The organism is Ochrobactrum sp. PL_is501 (assembly GCF_055816895.1).
The window spans coordinates 104,934-122,501 of sequence record NZ_JBVPGR010000035.1; the positions used below are offsets into that span (position 1 = coordinate 104,934).

The window sequence follows — 17,568 nt, forward strand, 5'->3', positions numbered from 1 at the left end:
CGCTTTTTCATTTGTTCACCACGGGTTTTCGACACGCGGCCAGATGGCGCGGCTGAGCTTGCGGTAATTGGTCGTGCGCGGATTGCTCGGATAGGAGCTCGGTGCCGCGACATAGATAATTTCAGCAGCAATCGGCGCGAAGCCCGCGTGGAAATGGTTGGTGGATTTGACCACCAGTATGTCCTTCTCCATCGGGTCGATACCGATATTTGAAAAGATATCCGGCTCGAATGTCTGCGTCCGGTTGGTGTTGAGAATGATGTCGATCCCGGTGCCTTCGATGCGTACGACCGCCGAAGGTCCAAGCGTCACGCGGCTTGGTCCGAAACTCTGCCAGCCTTCGGCAAGAGTCTTCAGGACGGTTACACGCGCATCGATAGGTTCGCCGCCAAGCGGTCCGGATTTTCCGCCGAAACGCAGATCGATCACCGCGCCTTCGCCCGCCGCATGGCAGAATGTCACTGCGATGGGGTCCCAGATGGTGGCGATGCCAATATTGTCGATGCCGCGTTCAATCAGGCGGCGAAGGAGATGGGTTCCGTCGCCGGCTACCCCGCCGCCGGGATTGTCCCACACATCGGCGATTACCGCAGGTTTTGCGGGATCGGCTGCATGGGCGGTCAGCGCGCGGTCGATACCCTGATCGGTGTCGAACATGGCCATTGAGGTTTGTTCGCGCATGGCGATCAATTCGCGCCCGAGTTTTTCCGCAAGCGCCTCGCCCTTGGCCGGGTCATTGTCGGTGACAACGAGAATGCGGGTTCCCATTTCCGGCACATCGGCAGCCATGAAGCCATGAATGACTGAAATCGACAGGATGCCATCCTTGCCCTGCATCGCCTTGATACGGTCGACGAAAGAGCGCATCGGCTCCTTGCTTGTCGGATATACGCCGATCATATGGCAGTCGAAGGTGGAGATGACGGGCTTGATGCGGCCTTTCAGGGCATGGAGCGCAAGATCGACCACATGCTCGCCGCGTTCGTAAAAATCCGTGTGAGGAAATTCGAGGAACGATGCGAAAATATTGAGGTTTTCGACCCGTTTCGGGGTCAGGTGGCTATGCGGGTCGAACTCGCTGGCAACGAGAATATCCGGCCCGACAATAGCACGCACGCGCTCCAGCAGATCGCCCTCGCAGTCGTCATAACCCTGTGCGACCATGGCGCCGTGCAGGCCAAGGACGACGGCGTCAACGGGCATCGCGGCCGTGAGCTGATCGAGGATTTCATCACGCAATGCCTCGAACGCCTGCCGTTGCAGCAGTCCGCCGGGTTCCGCCCAGGTGGCTGTGCCTTCGATGACGGTTAATCCCTCCACCGCTGCGCGCTTGCGCAATGCCACGATGGGAGAAGAGCAAAGCGTCGGCGTTTCCGGATGCTTGCCTGGCGCGGCATAGAAAGCCATTTCAAACGAGGCCCTGTCGGTCGGGACCGGCGAGAACGTGTTGGTTTCTGTCGCAAGCGATGCGGTGAAGATGCGCATGGAAATGACTCTGGGCGGGGCGTGTTTATTTCTGCGGTGCGTAGGCGATGGCTTCGACTTCGATCTTGATGTCGATCATCAGGCGGGACTCGACCGTGGTTCGCGCTGGCGGTTCTTTCGGGAAATATGTGGCGTAAATGGCATTCATGCGCCCGAAATCCCGGGCATCTTCCAGCCAGATAGTGGTTTTAACGACGTCTTCCATTGTCGCACCTGCAAGCGCGAGTGCGGCCTTGACGTTTTCGAGCACCTGTTTCGTTTGGGCTTCAATGCCGCCTTCAACAATCTGACCGTTTGCCCTGACTGGCACCTGTCCAGAAATATAGACTGTGTCGCCTGCGCGAACGGCGGGGGAAAGAGGCACATGCGATGCGCCGAAGACCTGTTTTCTGGACATGATTTTCTCCGGTTATTTGACGGCTCCAAGGGCCAGTCCCTTGATGAGATAGCGCTGGAGCCAGATGAAAAGGATGGCGACCGGCAGCGTGGCAAGGAAGGTCGCCGCCATGACATAATGCCATTCAACGGTGTAGCGTCCGGCCACCAGCGAGAAGACCTGAATGGGCAGGGTGTAACTATCCTGCCTGCGCAGCATGGTCAGCGCCACGACGAATTCGTTCCAGGCATTGATGAAGGTGAAGATGGCCGTGACAGCAATGGCGGGCAGGCAAAGCGGCAGGAACACTTTTATCAGTGTCTTGCCGCGTCCGGCACCTTCCATCCACGACGCCTCTTCCAGATCGCGCGGTATGGTGTCGAAATAGCTTTGCAGCATCCAGACGGTGAAGGCGATATTGAAGGCCATATAAACCGCACCGACCGCCGACACACTTTCGATTAGCCCGTAAGCGGCGAGCAACCGGAACAGGCCCAGCACCAGAACAATAGGCGAAATCATCTGCGAGACGAGCAGGAATTGCCGGAATGCGCCATGACCCGCAAAGCGAAAACGCGACATGGCATAGGCGGCAGGAATGGAAACCACGATTGCGCCGACAGAAGCGATGACAGAGACATAAAGCGAGTTCAAAAGCGCTTGCCCGAAACCCGTCTGCACCCACATTTCCGAAAAATTCTGCCAGCGGAAGCTGCTCGGCCACCAGTGCGGCGACAGCACTTCCTGTGGCGGTTTGACGGCGGTGAGGAACATCACCGCAAAGGGAAACAGCGTCAGCACGATAAGCGGTGACAGAACTGCCCAGGCAATGATCGTGCGTTTCAGCTTTGAACCCGTCATGCGCGTTCTCCCCGCATTGCAAGGCGGATATAGATCGCGGTGAAGACGAGGAGGATCGCCAGCATGATGAGCGATACGGCGGAGGCTTCCCCCAGCTTTCCGAGGCGGAAAGCGAGCTTGTAGAGATGCGTCACCAGAATGTCGGTGGAGTTGGCAGGCCCGCCTTGGGTCATGACCCAGATGATGGGGAATGAATTAAAGACGTAGATAGTATTCAGTACGATGGCGATATTGACGAAGGGCTTGAGCAGCGGAAAGGTGATTTCCCGAAACTGCTGCCACAGGCTGGCGCCTTCCAGCGACGAGGCTTCGTAGAGATCGTCCGGGATGGACGAAAGCCCGCCGAGAAAGATTGTGGTCGTGAACGGCACAGTCACCAGAATGCCGACCAATATCTGCATGGGAAAGGCGGTCGCTGCACTCGCCAGCCATTGAATGTTGCTGTCGATAAGGCCGAGATTGCGCAGTGCGGAATTGAGCATTCCGCTTTCGCCGTTGAGCGCCCAGCGCCAGACAATGGCCGTCATGGTGAGCGAAACGGCCCAGGGCAGCATGACGATGACGCGAGCCACCGACCGCCCATAGAAATCCATGTTGAGAATGATGGCGACCGGAATGGAAACTATGAGCGCCCCGCCGACCACTGCGATGGTCCAGATGGCGGTGCGCCAGACCGCATTGAGGAAGTCGGGCGTTGCGAAAAGGGCAGTGAAATTTGCGCCGTCGTTGAAATCGCGAAGCTGCCCGAAGCGGTTGACATCATGGCTGGCAATTTCAACGAGATGCACCACGGGCCAGAAGATCACCACCGCAGCCAGCAGCAGGCTGGGCAGGATCAGGAGATAGGGCAGGGTGCGGCTTTGCATCGGCAATCAATGTCCCGGAAAAGAAAAAAACCCGGCAGAGCGAGGGAGCACTGCCGGGCAGGCGGGGAGCGTTACTTCTTCAGGATCGCGTCAGCCTTGGCGGCGGCATCCTTCAGCACGGCATCAGGTTCGCCCTTGCCGAGATAAATGCTCTGCATGGCGTTGGACGTGATGTCGGCAATTTCTTCCCAACCCGGAATAATCGGCGCAAAGCGGGCATCCGGCAGAAGCGCGGTGAAGGCGGCAAGATCGGCATTATTGACGTAATAATCCATCTTCGCCTCTTCCTTGTTGACCGGCAGAAAGCCTTCGCCCTGCGTGAACTTGGCGCGCCATTCTGTCTGGAACAGGAAGTCGAGCACCTTCCAGGCTTCCTCCTTGTTCTTGGAGTTCTGGAACATGATGACGGAATCGGTCACGCCATAGGTGCCGCGCGCGCCCGTCGGTCCGGCGGGAATGGCCGCAACACCATATTTGAGGTTCGGCGCTTCTTCCTTGATCTGGTTCGACAGGAAAGGCGCGGTAATCATCATCCCAACCTTGCCCTGCTTGAACAGGTTCTGCACGTCCTCGCGCGCATAGGACGTGACGCCGGGCTGGGTCAGGCCGTCATCGATCAGCGACTTGTAAAGTTTGGCAGCTTCAAGTGCGCCGGGTGTGCTAAGACCCGATGTGCCATCCTTGTTGAGAATTTCGGTCCCATAGGACCACATGGCATAGTAATAATAGACATCGGTCTCGATTTCCTTGCCTTGCAGGCCGAAACCGTAATTCTCACCGCCAAGCGCCTTGATCTTGGAGGCTGCTGCTTTCAGTTCGTCCCAGGTTGCTGGCGGGTTTTCGACACCTGCCTTGGCGAGCAAATCCTTGTTGTAATACATGGCGCGGGCTGAGGCCGCGATGGGCAGGCCATAGGTCTTTCCCTCAAGGACGGACGGCGACAGGAAAGTCTCGATGAAGCGGCCCTTGAACTCATCATTCATGTAGCCGTCAAGCGGTTCGGCGATGCCCTGCTGCACGAAATCGATCAGCCAGCGCGTGCCGATGATGGAAAGGTCCGCATTGGTGCCTGCTGAAATGTCGGTGGTGAGCTTCTGGAGAAGCACGTCCCACGGCACGACCTCAAAATTGAGCGTGATGCCGGGATTGGCAGCTTCAAACGCCTTCTTGACCTCTTCGAAATATGGGCCGGTCTTGGAGCTGTACTCCGCGACGGTCATGCGTACTTCGCCAGCCTGTGCGCCCGATGATAGCGCCAGAATGCTCAGCCCAGCCAAAAGGCCAGCCTTCCATTTGTTGATAGACATCTTCCCGTTCCCGTGTTGAGTCATCGCGATGTTGCGATGACGATCTATTATTGTTATTTTCCTACATTATCGGCTTTATTGGTACTTTCAAGTTAAAAGTTTTGTTGCAAACTTACATTTTGACTTTTACGCTGGCGAAACTAAACAGTGCAGAAAAACTGCCGCATAAAAGGGGAATGGTGTGGAGCAAGCAGGCGAATTTGCCGGGAAATCTGTATTGATTACCGGCGCGGGCGGCGGTGTGGGAAGCGCGCTGGTCAAGCTGTTTTGGGAGCGCGGCGCCCGGGTGATCGGTTGCGATACGTCACTGGAAGCGATGACGGGCGATGGCTTTCATGCGCGTCATACCTTCGATCTGCTCGACCGTGACGGGCTGGAACCGGCAGCAAAGCGGATCATAGTGGAATCGGGCCTGCCCGATATCGTTATCAACAATGCAGGCTGGACCCGCGCCGAAACTTTTGACGGGCTGGATCAGGGCAATATCAACGCCGAGATCGACCTCAATCTGACAGCGGTTGCCGGATTTTCAAATGTCATGGCACAGGCTATGGCGACGCGGGGACACGGTGTTTTTGTGTTCATTTCGTCGGTCAATGGGCTTTTGCATTTCGGAAATCCGGCCTATGCGGCCGCCAAGGCCGGGATCAACGCTTTTGCGCGGGCTATTGCGGTTGAGTTCGGCAGGAAGGGCGTGCGTGCCAATGTCGTCTGTCCGGGGTCAATACGGACGCCTGCATGGGACCATCGTATCGCGCAGGATAAGAGCGTTCTGGATCGCTTGCAGCGTTTCTATCCTTTGGGGCGTATCGTTGACACAAGTGAGGTGGCGGAAACAGTAGCCTTTGTGGCCTCCAACCGCGCATCGGGGATCACTGGCGCGATCCTTCCAGTGGATGCGGGGCTGACTGCAGGCTGCCGTCCTTTCATCGAAGATATTCTCGGAGGAAACTGACCGATGAAAGAGGTTTCGCTGCGCGGCATTACCAAGACCTTCGGGCAATTGACGGTCCTCGACCGTGTTGACCTCGATATTCAAAGCGGGGAATTCCTTGTACTCGTCGGTCCTTCCGGCTGCGGAAAATCCACGCTTCTGCGAATGGTGGCGGGGCTTGAGCCCATTTCCGGCGGCGATCTACTGATCGGTGGGGAGCGGGCCAACGAGTTACCGCCGCAAAAGCGCAATATCGCGATGGTGTTTCAATCCTACGCGTTGTTTCCGCATATGACGGCGCGTGAAAATATTGGTTTCGGTCCGCGCATTCGCGGCGAGAAATCGGAGGAAACTGCGGCAAAGGTGGACAAGGCGGCTTCCATCCTGAACCTCCATTCTTATCTGGATCGCTATCCGCGCCAGCTTTCCGGCGGTCAGCGCCAGCGCGTGGCCATGGGGCGCGCCATTGTTCGCGAACCATCGGTGTTCTTGTTCGACGAGCCGCTTTCCAATCTCGATGCTCAGTTGCGCGTCCAGATGCGTACCGAGATCAAGGCGCTCCATCAACGCCTGAAATCGACGGTGATCTACGTCACCCATGACCAGATCGAGGCCATGACAATGGCCGACCGGATCGTGGTTATGAACCAGGGCAAGATCCAGCAGATCGGCGCGCCGCTGGAACTTTATGACCGCCCGGCCAACAAGTTTGTCGCGGGCTTTATCGGCTCGCCATCGATGAGTTTCATTCCGGGGACTGTGTCGGGAGGAATATTCCGCACCGGCGAGGGCGAGGAGATTGCCGTTGCCGCCGGAGCGTTCAATGCGCAAGCGGAAGCTGGCATTCGCCCGGAAAATTTTACGGTCGCGCGGGACGGCAAGGGGCTGACGCTCACCGTGGAAGTCATCGAGCCGACGGGGCCGGAAACCCATATTTATGGCCGGATTGCAGGACAGCCCATACGAGCTGTGTTTCGCGAGCGCATACATCTTGCGCCCGGTGAGCAAGTGCCTGTAACTGCGAAGAGCGAACACATACATCTTTTCGACAAGGATAGCGGTCTCCCGCTTTGAACTTCCCATGAGCAAGGTTGCAGACATCATCACGCGGCTGCATGTGGTGGCGCAGGACGGATCGAAATCCGACCGGCGGCTGGCTGCGCTCGTGCTGGCCGATCCTGATTACGCTTCCAAGGCGGCAATCTCGGAAATTGCGGCCAGGGCCGGTGTCAGCGAACCCACGGTAACGCGTTTTTGTCGGGCGCTTGGCTGTGATGGCGTTCGCGATTTCAAGTTTTTTCTGGCGCAGGCGCTGGCTATCGGAGGTCAATATCTGACGGCTGAAATTCCCGCACGCGATGTGCGTGAAAGCCGCATTGCGACCGCTGTGACCGATGCGGCGGTTGCCGCCATCCAACGCGCAAGCGACGGAATCGATATGGGCGTGCTGATGAAAGTGGCCGAACGGCTCGCCGCGGGTGGCCCGGTGCTGTGTCTTGGCTCGGGCGGCATCTCGTCCATGCTGGCAACGGAAATGCAGAACCGTTTGTTTCGGCTTGGTATTCCTGTCAGCGCGCAGGTGGATGGGCAGTTGCAGCGCATGTATGCGGCCGTCACCACGCATGAGGCGACTGTGATCGCTTTCTCCGTCTCCGGCTTTGCCCGGTCGGTGGTGGAGGCCGTGCTTGTTGCAAGGCAATATGGAGCGCAGACGGTAGCAATCACGCCTGCCGGTTCCGATCTCGCCAAGGCAACAGACGTGCTCATTCCCTATCAGGCCAATGAAGACGGCAATATCTACAAGCCGACATCGTCGCGCTTCGCACTGCTCGCCATTCTCGATATGCTGGCCACCGCCACGGCGGAAGCGCGTGGACCGAAGGTGCTGGAAAGCCTGCGCCGCATCAAGCACAGCCTCAATACGCTCACAATAGATGATCCGCGCCTGCCGCTGGGAGATTGATTCATGACAGGACCGAAAACCATTCACGACGTGGATACGCCTGCGATCCTCATCGACATTGATCGGGTGAAAGCGAATATCGCCAAAGCGCAGGCCCACGCAAATGCGGTGGGAGTGAAACTGCGCCCGCACATCAAGACTCATAAATTGCCCATGTTCGCGAAAATGCAGGTGGAAGCGGGCGCCGTGGGCATTACCTGCCAGAAACTGGGTGAAGCGGAAGTCATGGCCGACGCAGGGCTGACGGATATTTTCCTGCCCTACAATATTCTGGGGCGGGAAAAGCTCGACCGTCTTCATGCATTGCATCAACGCATCACCCTGTCGGTGACGGTTGATAATCCAACCTCACTTGCAGGGCTTGCGGCGCGTTTCACCGACCAAAAGCACCCGCTGAAAGTACTTGTCGAATGCGACACCGGCATGGGGCGCTGTGGCGTGCAGACACCGGCCGAAGCGCTGGAACTGGCACGCATTATCGACCGGAGCGCGGGGCTGCATTTCGGTGGCTTGATGACCTATCCCGCAGCAGGAAAGCCGGAGGAAGCCGAACAATGGCTCTACTCGGCACGGGAGTTGTTTGAGGCGAACGGCCTTTCCTGTGAGACGATTTCAAGCGGGGGAACACCCGATATGTGGCGCAATGCTGGCGATAGTGTCGTCACCGAATACCGTCCCGGCACCTATATCTATTTCGACCGTTATCAGGTCGCACAGGGGGCGGCGGTAGTGGATGACTGCGCCTTGACGGTGCTTTCGACGGTGGTGAGCCATCCGACTTCAGAACGTGCAATCATCGATGCCGGTTCCAAGGCGCTATCCAGCGACACGCTGGGCCTGAGCGATTTTGGTGAGGTGATGGGTCGCCCGGATATACGTGTGACTGGATTGAGTGAGGAGCACGGCAAGCTGACCGGCGATGTTGCCGGTCTGGAAGTCGGCGAGCGCGTGCGGATTATCCCTGACCATGTCTGCGTCGTTTCCAACCTCTTTGACGAGGTTCATCTTGTTTCGGGCGATAACGTCATTGATATCTTGCCGGTCGCCGCGCGTGGAAAGTTAAGATAATCAGGAGGATAGCATGAAGGGTGCGGTCAATCCGTTTGCAGGCGACAAGGATCGCGAGCAGATATGGGAAATGCTCGTGCGACGCGATATCGAGGCTTTCGTATCGCAGGACTGGTCGCTGGTGGCCAATGATTTCGACGAGCTACGCTTCCTCGGCATTCACGCGCATAATGATCGCGATCCCGACAAATGGGATGCAGGATTTCCGACGCTCGCAAGCTATCGCGATGAATGGCTGCGTCAGGCGGCAGAAAGTGCGGCGGTTGAATATGCCGAATCTTTGGCCGAAGGGATCTTCCGTGCGACCGATTTGAGCGTGATCGATATTACAGGCGACGTCGCGGTGGCACGAAAAAAATTCGATGGAACGATTGCAAGAAAGGACGGCTCCGTCGACCGCCTCAACTGGCAGACGCTCTATTTCTGCCGCCGCGAGGGAACGCGCTGGAAGATCACAGGCTTTGTTGGATATATGGCGTATCGCTGAAAGATCGGCCACACTGCCTATCACGGCGCGGATCGCCCGATCTGCGCCGTTTTTATGTATAGACTAAATAGTTGCAGATTGCAGTATAATCACACTATTTTTCTGCAATTATAGTCTTTTTTCTCCCGAATTATACTAATTCGGATGATGTCGCAGCTGATGGCATATTTGTCGCAGGCCGTTCCGGTAATTGACTGGAAGAGGACTACTATTGCCTTCAAGCTGGTTGATCACCTCCTGCTTTGAGCGGTGTCGAACAGTCCTCAAAATTCGTCGTGCAACCCTTCAAAAAAAACATTCAAGGGGACGGTTGCCGGACGGATCATTCAGATGAATTCACGGCTGTGGGTGGACATGTCGGGAAATGACCTATATAGAATCAGGCAATCTATCGATAATCATTCCATGTGGGCCGTTCGCGGAACGCAGATTGAGTGCGAGCATTTTGCGCTGGAATGAAGTTCTATCAATGTTAAAAAGGAGATTAAGTCCGCCAGCACAGCGGGGTTAAACTTAATGCATGGTATTTTATACAAGGAAGAAAGTATGAAGTCGCCGGCTAAGACTAAAATAAGCTTGAAAGGCATTTTTAAAGTCTTCGGCGATGATCCGGAGCGTGCAATGCAGGAGTTGCGCGCAGGTAAATCAAAAACCCAGATTCACAGCGAATTCGGCGCAACAATCGGCGTCGATAATGCGACCTTCGATATCTATGAAGGCGAAGTATTCGTTATTATGGGCCTCTCCGGCTCGGGCAAATCCACGCTTCTGCGTCTGCTCAATCGCCTGATCGAACCGACTGCCGGCTCCATCGAAGTGGATGGCCGCGATGTCGTCAAAATGACCAAGCGCGAGTTGATCGATCTTCGTCGCCGCGACATGAGCATGGTATTTCAATCCTTCGCGCTGCTACCCAATCGTTCGGTCCTCAACAATGCGTCTTTCGGCCTTGAAGTGGCTGGAATGGGCGAGGCGGAACGCCACCAGAAGGCACTGAAGGCGCTCGCAGCGGTCGGACTGGAACCATACGCCCATAGCATGCCGGACCAGCTTTCCGGCGGTATGAAACAACGCGTCGGACTGGCGCGGGCGCTGGCCAGCGAGCCGACCATTCTTCTGATGGACGAGGCTTTTTCTGCACTCGATCCGCTGATCCGCACCGAAATGCAGGACGAACTGAAGCGTCTTCAGGCGGAGCACAGCCGCACGATCATTTTCGTCAGCCACGATCTCGATGAAGCCATGCGTATCGGCGACCGTATCTGCATCATGCAACACGGCAAGGTGGTGCAGGTTGGAACGCCGAACGAAATCGTGTCGGCACCGGCCAACGATTATGTCCGTTCCTTCTTCCGCAATGTGGATGTGTCCCGCGTATTCAAAGCCGCTGATGTGGCGCGCGAGGATGAGCTCATCGTTTTCGAACCCGAGCAGCTGGCAACAGCGCTTGAACGGTTCGATACGAGCGGGAAGACATTCGGTGTGCTGATCGACGCTGACCGTACCTATCGCGGAATGGTTAGCCGTGATGCGCTGGCAAAGGGTGCTGTAGCGCAAGGCGGGAACGGGCTGGAAGGCGTCTCTGCCATCGAGGCGGAAGCGCCGCTTTCCGGATTGTTGACGCAGGTGGCGGAAAGCCCCTGGCCGGTCCCGGTTACGGACCGCCAGAACCGCTATGTCGGTGCCATCAGTAAATCGGCATTGCTCGAAACGCTTGGCCGCGCGGGTTGATACCTGCACGCCAACGGACTTTTGCCTGATAGGGGCAGAATGGGTCCAATCCAGAAGAAATACGGAAATGGACGGTAAAACATGGATTTGAATTTCAGTGTCGGCGGCTGGGCGGATGTTGTGGTCAACTACATTCTCGACCACTTTACGCCCGCGCTCGATATGATCGCAGCCACTATCGGTTTTGTTACCGACAGTATTCAAAATGCTCTGCTCGCTGTGCCGCCGAGCGGCGGGGTTGCAGTTTTAACATTGCTATCGCTGTGGCGCGTGGGGTGGAAATTTGCGATTTTCACCGCACTCGCGCTGGGCCTCATCATCCACATGGATTTGTGGATAGGCACGATGGAAACTCTCTCGCTAGTATTGGCTTCTACTGCTATCGCAGTGTTTATAGGTATTCCACTCGGCATCGCTATGGCGCGCAGCAATACGATAGCATTGTTGGTACGCCCGGTTCTCGACCTCATGCAGACCATGCCTGCTTTCGTCTATCTCATTCCGGCTGCAATGTTTTTCGGTCTTGGTGCTGTGCCGGGAACGATTGCGACGGTGATCTTTGCCATGCCGCCAGTCGTGCGTCTAACCAATCTCGGTATCCGGCAGGTGCATTCGGAGTTTGTCGAGGCGGGGTTGGCATTCGGCTGCACGTCGCAGCAGCTTCTGTTTAAGGTGCAGCTTCCGAACGCCATGCCCTCGATCATGGCCGGTATCAATCAGACGATCATGCTGTCGCTTTCAATGGTGGTTATCGCATCGATGATTGGTGCAGGCGGACTTGGTAGTACGGTCCTGACCAGCATAGGCCGCCTCAATGTGGGCCTCGGCTTCGAAGGCGGCCTTGCCGTGGTCATTCTGGCAGTCATTCTCGACCGCATTACCCAGAGCTTTGGCAAGGGCGGGGCCGGATTTTTCAAGCGGCTCGCATCTCTAAGGAAGGCGGCGGACACTCAGTCCGCCTCGTCCTTTCGCAAGCAGGAAGCATGAAACAGGCAAAAATAAACAAGAATAACAACGGGAACTGATACCAATCGAAAAGGAGAAGCTATGTTAGGCAAACTAACCAAATTCGGTCTGGCGGCAGTTGTGGCGGGAACGATGACCATGGGCGCAGCATTTGCGCAGGACAGCAAGCCGGTTAAAATCGGCTGGGCACCATGGTCGGATGCTGAGTTCGTCACAAAACTTGCCAAGAAGCTGATCGAAGACAATCTCGGCCAGAAGGTCGAACTGGTTCAGACAGACGTGGCCCCACTCTATCAGGGCGTGAGCCGTGGCGATATTGATGCCATGATGATGGCCTGGCTGCCGGAAACCCACGCTGACTACTACAAGCGCATCGAGGGCAAGGTCGAAAATCTCGGCCCGCTCTATGAAGGTGCGAAGCTCGGCTGGATCGTTCCGGCATACATTCCCGAGAGCGAGATCAGCTCCATCGAGGACCTGAAAAAGCCCGAAGTTCGCGAAAAGCTGAAAGGCGAAATCCAGGGCATTGATCCGGGTGCCGGTCTTACCCGCCTGTCGCAGGAAGCGATCAAGAAATATGGGCTGGACTACAAGCTCAATATTTCGAGTGAAGCGGCCATGCTGACCACGGTCGACCGCGCCACGCGTTCCGACGGCTGGTTCGTGGCGACTTCGTGGAGCCCGCACTGGATGTTCGGCAAGTACAAGCTGCGCTACATTGCCGATCCTGAAGGCGCACTTGGTGGTGCTGAACATATCGACGCTATCGCACGCAAGGGCTTCAAGGAAGAGAACCCGAAAGTTGCGTCGCTGCTCACCAAGATGAGCCTTCCGATCAGCGAGCTTGAGGCTGCGATGTTCGATGCGCAGGAAACATCCTATGAAAAGGCCGTCGACAAATATATCGCGGACCACCCTGATCGCATCAAGGAGTGGCTGGCGGAATAAAGCCCAAGCAAAAGCCCCGGGAAACCGGGGCTTTTCGCATTCTATCCTCTTCGAGCAATCAGGATACCGGAGATCACGATAATACCCCCGAGAGCCTGCAGCATGCCGATGGGTTCGGACAGGAGCGTCCAGGCAAGAAACGCCGCGACGACCGGTTGCAGAAGCAAGGTGAGTGACGAGAACGACGCAGGAAGATAGGCAAGCGCATAAGCGATCATGCTTTGACCTGCGGCATGGGTCACCCAGGCCAACCCGGCAAGGATCAGCCAGCCAAAGAGCGTGGCGGGCAGAATCTGACCTTCCATGAAATAAGCGACCGGCAGTGAAAACACCGCGGCAATCGCGCTGCTCCACAGCATGATGCGCATGGTGGAAAAGCGGCTGCGCAGGCGGCCCACCGAGAGGATGTAACCGGCATAGAAGACTGCGGCCAGAAGCGCCATCGCATCGCCGGAAGATTGGGACTGGAGAAGCTCACCCGGTCCACCTTTCAGCACCACGACACCGAGGACCGCGACGGCAAGTCCGATCATGAAGGAGGTGCTCACGCGCGACTTGAAAAGCAGCCATGAGCCGAGCGTCACGAAAATCGGTGCCATATTGGCAAGCAGCGTTGCATTGGCAACGGATGTCATGTGCAGCGACAAATGCCACGCGCCCAGATCGAAAGCGATAAACAGACCGGGCAGGGCGAGACGCAAACAATCGGACGGGGTGAGCGGAGCCGCAGCTTTTTCTTCGCGCCGCTCGCGGCCATCCATGAGCAAAAGCGGCAAAACCGCCAGTGCAAGACGCCAGAAGCCGGTTGCGAGCGGGCCAACCTCTGAAAGTCTTACAAAGATCGGTGAACTGCCAATGGCTATGCCGCCAACAATCAGGGCAGTCATTGCCCAGCGCTGTGCGTTGGAAGGTGCAGGGTTTGCGGCGGTGGTATGCGACATTTTGAAGCCCAGTATTATGCCGACATGCCGCTTTTGATCGCGCAATGCGAGATCTGGCTTCGGACTGAACCGATCACGGAGAAATCAGTACTTTTCTTCCAGCGATCTGTTCTGAGTGTTATTTTTCGTATCGCGGAAAGATGAAAGTTTGGAAAATCTTGCCCGCGACATTGATATGACGCGGGCTTGCTTATTCCTGTTTTGGGGAGACGTCTAGCTCCTGCATATGGATGAAACTTAAAAATTCATTCCGCTGTTGTTCGGCGTGGTGCAACGTGAATGAAAAAGCGCCCCGGAGGGCGCTTCCCGATCATCAGCGATAATAGGGTGAGTAGCACTGTTTGCGCGGCCCATTATTGGGCTGGAACGTATTGTCCGATGAGCGATAGGATTTGTAGCGGTTATAGCACCACTGCACATGTGCACTGGAGAGCCTGGGTGCGCGATATACGGGGCGGGGCTGGCTTATTGCGCCGCCAATGATGGCCCCGGCACCGAATGCGGCCAGCGGATACCACCACCCGTCGCTATGGCGACGATAGCCGTGGCGATAATGCCGATAACCGCGATGGCCATGCCAGTATCCGGGTCGGTTGGGGCGATGACCACGATAATGACGCGGTGGGCGGCGATGATCGCGTACCTGTTCGATAGCCTGGTCGATGATTGGGCGTTCCAGGTTCATGGGTGCGGCCATTGTCGGTGCAACCGATGTCGCTCCGAAAATCATGGCCAGTGCCCCTACACAAGTCTGTTGGAAGATGTTCACGTGCAACCCTCCGTGTTGGCCTCCGTATTGGCCTCCGTATTGGAATGACGAGGGTAAACGATTGAAATATAGAATTGTTCCCAATTTTATATGGGTGTGGGGCGGAGTTTCAGGCTTCTCAAGAACGCAGAAAATGAAGAGGAGCGGGCTCCTCCCCAAGAACCCGCTCCCCAATGCATCGCCCCCCGCCATAGGTGGTGCGATGCTGACCCCTTGTGGCCTTTGTCAGCCTGAATTCAGCGCATCAGACCTTACCTTCGAGCGCGGCATTTAGCAACTTCAGCGCGCGTTCTTTTGTCAGCTCAATCGGGTTGCCGCCAGCGGTCGGATCGACGATGGCCATTTCGGCTATCAGGTCTTTCCGGGCGTCGTCCATTTCAAGACCCTTGATGAATTCGGGCAGTGTATTGGGGACACCGAGGCCGCTGCGCAATTTCATGACAGCGGCCAGAAATCCGTCAAATCCACCCTTGATGCCGAGATAATCGGCAAGTCGTTCGATACGCTTTTCGATAGCCGCCCGGTTCTGAAGCAGGACATAGGGCATGAAGACCGCGTTGGTCATGCCATGATGGGTGTCATAGAGGGCGCCAATCGGGTGTGACAGCGAATGGATTGCACCGAGCCCTTTCTGGAAGGCGGTTGCGCCCATGGCCGCAGCCGCCATCATGTTGGCGCGGGCTTCGACATTCTTGCCATCGGCATAAGCCTTCGGAAGGTTTTCGAAAACGAGACGGATGCCCTCAACCGCGATGCCGTCTGCCATTGGGTGAAAGCCTGGCGCGCAATAGGCCTCAAGGCAATGCGCCAGCGCATCCATGCCTGTCCCAGCCGTGATGAAGGGCGGCATTCCGGTCGAAAGTTCCGGGTCGGCAATGACCGTGACCGGCAGCATCTTCGGGTGGAAAATCACCTTCTTGGTTTGGGTGGTTTCATTGGTCAGAACACCTGCGCGGCCAACTTCCGAGCCGGTGCCTGCCGTCGTCGGCACCGCAATGATCGGCGCAATGGCATTGCTGTCAGCGCGGGTCCACCAGTCGCCAATATCTTCAAAATCCCAGACGGGCCGGGTCTGGCCAGCCTGAAAGGCAATCAGCTTGCCAAGGTCCAGTGCCGAACCGCCGCCAAAGGCGATGACACCGTCATGCTTGCCGTTTTTGAAGACCTCGACGCCCGCATAAAGATTGCTTTCAACCGGGTTCGGTTTCACATCGGAAAACATCCCGTATTTCACGCCAGCTTCGTCCAGAATAGCAAGGGTGGACGCCACCACGGGAAGCTTCGCCAAACCCGGATCGGTGACGAAAAGCGGGCGCTCAATGCCTGCGGCTTTCAGGACGGCTGGAAGCTCCCGGATGCGCCCCGGCCCGAAAAGCACGGTGGTCGGGAAGTTCCATTTCGCGGTCAAAGTGGTCATGTCGATTGCTTTCCGAATTATGATGGGCGGTCAGATTTTTTCACGCAGATGGAAGGATTTCGGTCGCGTGAGATTGCCGTAGCCGATGGCCGAGAGGGCAGCACCTTTGCCGGTGTCCTTCACGCCAGTCCAGACAAGTCCAGGATCGAGATAATCGCAGCGGTTCATGAAAACCGTGCCTGTTTCGATGCGGTCACCGAGAGCGGCGGCGCGGTCTGTGTCTGTCGTCCACAATGAAGCCGTCAGGCCGTAAATGCTGTCATTCATGAGCGCGAGAGCTTCCTCATCATTGCGCACTTTCATGATGCCGACGATGGGGCCGAAACTTTCCTCACGCATGACGCTCATCTGGTGGTCGACGTTGGTAAGCACTTCCGGCGCGACATAGGGAGAACCTGCGCGGTCATTCGCGACGCTCATATTCACATGTGCTTTTGCCCCTTTGCGCAGGGCCTCCGCTTTCTGTTCGCGGATGAGATCGGCGAAACGCGCCTGTGCCATGGGGCCAAGGGTGGTTCCCGCATCCAGCGGATTGCCGACGACATATTGCTTGGTCAGGTCGATGAAACCATCGACAAAGCGGCCATAGACAGCTTCATGCACATAGATGCGCTCGATCCCGCAGCAGCACTGGCCCGAATTGAAAAACGCGCCGTCCACCAGATTTGCGATGGCATGATCCAGATTGGCGTCGGGCAGGACATAGGCCGGGTCCTTGCCGCCCAGTTCCAGCCCCAGCGTCATGAAGGTGCCTGCGGCAGCCTTTTCAATTGCTCGACCACCGCCGACCGAGCCGGTGAAATTCACGTGGTCAATCGTGCCGGAGGCGAGCAGCTTTTCTGTCGATGCATGGTCGAGCACTACATTCTGGAAAACCCCTTTGGGCAACCCGGCCTTCTCAAACGCTTTTGCAAAGCGTTCACCGGCCAGTAGCGTTTGCGTCGCATGTTTGAGGATCACGCTGTTCCCGGCCATCAATGCCGGAATGATCGTGTTGACGGCGGTAAGATAGGGATAGTTCCACGGCGCGATCACCATCACCACGCCGAGCGGAACATGTTTCACATAGCGGCGGAAGCCATCCTTCTGCGCTGGGACATAGGCCTTGAGCGACTCCTCTGCAATGTCGATCATATATTGGCCGCGCTCCTGAACGCCGCCGTTTTCGCCGCCGTAGCGCGTGGGGCGACCCATCTGCCATGCGATTTCAGGAACAATTTCATCCTGCATTCCGGCAAGGGCATCGAGTGCGGCCCGGCAATAACGTGCGCGTTCCGCGATGCTCAGTTGAGCCCATCCGGCCTGCGCATCGCGGGCAGCGGCCACCGCCGAGGCGATTGCGGCGCCGTCCAAGAAAGGACGTTCGGCATAAACAGAACCGTCTATCGGGGAGATGACTTTGGCTGTGCCGCTCATCTTTGGTTTCCTTTGAAGTCTGGCATTATCTCA

The 17,568-nt window shown here is 56.8% G+C and carries 17 protein-coding genes; 8 read left to right on the plus strand and 9 right to left on the minus strand.

Translation table 11 applies throughout. From position 1 onward, the window contains the following. Positions 1-15 precede the first annotated feature (15 nt). The 5 genes from AC0TOF_RS11740 to AC0TOF_RS11760 form a co-directional block, all read right to left on the minus strand. On the minus strand, positions 16-1,485 hold the full coding sequence (locus AC0TOF_RS11740; protein ID WP_473768361.1) for a M81 family metallopeptidase: 1,470 nt from the start codon (positions 1,483-1,485) through the stop codon (positions 16-18). Positions 1,486-1,510: 25 nt separating this feature from the next. Then, a complete protein-coding gene (locus tag AC0TOF_RS11745) occupies positions 1,511-1,882 on the minus strand; it encodes a RidA family protein (protein WP_473768362.1) in 372 nt (123 codons plus the stop codon). 12 nt (positions 1,883-1,894) lie between these two features. Next, on the minus strand, positions 1,895-2,722 hold the full coding sequence (locus AC0TOF_RS11750) for a carbohydrate ABC transporter permease (RefSeq protein WP_122001955.1): 828 nt from the start codon (positions 2,720-2,722) through the stop codon (positions 1,895-1,897). Beyond that, positions 2,719-3,588 (minus strand): carbohydrate ABC transporter permease, encoded by an 870-nt coding sequence (locus AC0TOF_RS11755; RefSeq protein WP_473768363.1) that lies wholly within the window; start codon positions 3,586-3,588, stop codon positions 2,719-2,721. The genes AC0TOF_RS11750 and AC0TOF_RS11755 overlap by 4 nt, the downstream gene beginning before the upstream one ends. Positions 3,589-3,659: 71 nt before the next feature. Then, the gene (locus tag AC0TOF_RS11760; protein WP_473768364.1) at positions 3,660-4,895 is read right to left on the minus strand and encodes an ABC transporter substrate-binding protein; all 1,236 of its coding nucleotides are present in this window, start codon (positions 4,893-4,895) and stop codon (positions 3,660-3,662) included. A gap of 181 nt (positions 4,896-5,076) precedes the next feature. Here AC0TOF_RS11760 and AC0TOF_RS11765 point away from each other — a divergent pair, with 181 nt between their 5' ends. From AC0TOF_RS11765 to AC0TOF_RS11800, 8 genes are all read left to right on the plus strand, one after another. After that, positions 5,077-5,850 (plus strand): SDR family oxidoreductase, encoded by a 774-nt coding sequence (locus AC0TOF_RS11765; RefSeq protein ID WP_473768365.1) that lies wholly within the window; start codon positions 5,077-5,079, stop codon positions 5,848-5,850. 3 nt (positions 5,851-5,853) lie between these two features. Further along, positions 5,854-6,903 (plus strand): ABC transporter ATP-binding protein, encoded by a 1,050-nt coding sequence (locus AC0TOF_RS11770; RefSeq protein ID WP_473768366.1) that lies wholly within the window; start codon positions 5,854-5,856, stop codon positions 6,901-6,903. Between the two features lie 7 nt (positions 6,904-6,910). Next, complete coding sequence (locus AC0TOF_RS11775; protein ID WP_473768367.1) at positions 6,911-7,792, plus strand: MurR/RpiR family transcriptional regulator; 882 nt, start codon at positions 6,911-6,913, stop codon at positions 7,790-7,792. A 3-nt stretch (positions 7,793-7,795) separates the two neighbouring features. Further along, positions 7,796-8,860, plus strand: a complete 1,065-nt coding sequence (locus AC0TOF_RS11780; protein ID WP_473768368.1) for a D-TA family PLP-dependent enzyme — start codon at positions 7,796-7,798, stop codon at positions 8,858-8,860. A 13-nt stretch (positions 8,861-8,873) separates the two neighbouring features. Beyond that, positions 8,874-9,347 carry a hypothetical protein gene (locus AC0TOF_RS11785; RefSeq protein ID WP_473768369.1) on the plus strand — a complete coding sequence of 158 codons (474 nt, stop codon included), beginning with the start codon at positions 8,874-8,876 and terminating at the stop codon, positions 9,345-9,347. Positions 9,348-9,893: 546 nt separating this feature from the next. After that, positions 9,894-11,078 carry a glycine betaine/L-proline ABC transporter ATP-binding protein ProV gene (proV, locus tag AC0TOF_RS11790; protein WP_122001947.1) on the plus strand — a complete coding sequence of 395 codons (1,185 nt, stop codon included), beginning with the start codon at positions 9,894-9,896 and terminating at the stop codon, positions 11,076-11,078. 81 nt (positions 11,079-11,159) lie between these two features. Then, a complete protein-coding gene (locus AC0TOF_RS11795; protein ID WP_473768370.1) occupies positions 11,160-12,065 on the plus strand; it encodes an ABC transporter permease in 906 nt (301 codons plus the stop codon). Between the two features lie 60 nt (positions 12,066-12,125). After that, a complete protein-coding gene (locus AC0TOF_RS11800; RefSeq protein ID WP_006469146.1) occupies positions 12,126-12,992 on the plus strand; it encodes a glycine betaine ABC transporter substrate-binding protein in 867 nt (288 codons plus the stop codon). Positions 12,993-13,033: 41 nt separating this feature from the next. Here the strand turns inward: AC0TOF_RS11800 and AC0TOF_RS11805 are convergent, their stop codons facing one another. The 4 genes from AC0TOF_RS11805 to AC0TOF_RS11820 form a co-directional block, all read right to left on the minus strand. Beyond that, positions 13,034-13,933 (minus strand): DMT family transporter, encoded by a 900-nt coding sequence (locus AC0TOF_RS11805; protein WP_473768371.1) that lies wholly within the window; start codon positions 13,931-13,933, stop codon positions 13,034-13,036. A 313-nt stretch (positions 13,934-14,246) separates the two neighbouring features. Beyond that, positions 14,247-14,702 carry a BA14K family protein gene (locus AC0TOF_RS11810; protein WP_473768372.1) on the minus strand — a complete coding sequence of 152 codons (456 nt, stop codon included), beginning with the start codon at positions 14,700-14,702 and terminating at the stop codon, positions 14,247-14,249. Between the two features lie 244 nt (positions 14,703-14,946). Further along, a complete protein-coding gene (locus AC0TOF_RS11815; protein WP_473768373.1) occupies positions 14,947-16,119 on the minus strand; it encodes an iron-containing alcohol dehydrogenase in 1,173 nt (390 codons plus the stop codon). Between the two features lie 30 nt (positions 16,120-16,149). Next, complete coding sequence (locus AC0TOF_RS11820; RefSeq protein ID WP_473768374.1) at positions 16,150-17,535, minus strand: aldehyde dehydrogenase family protein; 1,386 nt, start codon at positions 17,533-17,535, stop codon at positions 16,150-16,152. Positions 17,536-17,568 lie beyond the last annotated feature (33 nt).

Coding starts and splice junctions, on each gene's coding strand:
- AC0TOF_RS11740 (WP_473768361.1), bottom strand. CDS start 1,485: ATGCGCATCTTCACCGCATCGCTTGCGACAGAAACCAACACGTTCTCG.
- AC0TOF_RS11745 (WP_473768362.1), bottom strand. CDS start 1,882: ATGTCCAGAAAACAGGTCTTCGGCGCATCGCATGTGCCTCTTTCCCCC.
- AC0TOF_RS11750 (WP_122001955.1), bottom strand. CDS start 2,722: ATGACGGGTTCAAAGCTGAAACGCACGATCATTGCCTGGGCAGTTCTG.
- AC0TOF_RS11755 (WP_473768363.1), bottom strand. CDS start 3,588: ATGCAAAGCCGCACCCTGCCCTATCTCCTGATCCTGCCCAGCCTGCTG.
- AC0TOF_RS11760 (WP_473768364.1), bottom strand. CDS start 4,895: ATGTCTATCAACAAATGGAAGGCTGGCCTTTTGGCTGGGCTGAGCATT.
- AC0TOF_RS11770 (WP_473768366.1), top strand. CDS start 5,854: ATGAAAGAGGTTTCGCTGCGCGGCATTACCAAGACCTTCGGGCAATTG.
- AC0TOF_RS11775 (WP_473768367.1), top strand. CDS start 6,911: ATGAGCAAGGTTGCAGACATCATCACGCGGCTGCATGTGGTGGCGCAG.
- AC0TOF_RS11780 (WP_473768368.1), top strand. CDS start 7,796: ATGACAGGACCGAAAACCATTCACGACGTGGATACGCCTGCGATCCTC.
- AC0TOF_RS11785 (WP_473768369.1), top strand. CDS start 8,874: ATGAAGGGTGCGGTCAATCCGTTTGCAGGCGACAAGGATCGCGAGCAG.
- proV (WP_122001947.1), top strand. CDS start 9,894: ATGAAGTCGCCGGCTAAGACTAAAATAAGCTTGAAAGGCATTTTTAAA.
- AC0TOF_RS11795 (WP_473768370.1), top strand. CDS start 11,160: ATGGATTTGAATTTCAGTGTCGGCGGCTGGGCGGATGTTGTGGTCAAC.
- AC0TOF_RS11800 (WP_006469146.1), top strand. CDS start 12,126: ATGTTAGGCAAACTAACCAAATTCGGTCTGGCGGCAGTTGTGGCGGGA.
- AC0TOF_RS11805 (WP_473768371.1), bottom strand. CDS start 13,933: ATGTCGCATACCACCGCCGCAAACCCTGCACCTTCCAACGCACAGCGC.
- AC0TOF_RS11815 (WP_473768373.1), bottom strand. CDS start 16,119: ATGACCACTTTGACCGCGAAATGGAACTTCCCGACCACCGTGCTTTTC.
- AC0TOF_RS11820 (WP_473768374.1), bottom strand. CDS start 17,535: ATGAGCGGCACAGCCAAAGTCATCTCCCCGATAGACGGTTCTGTTTAT.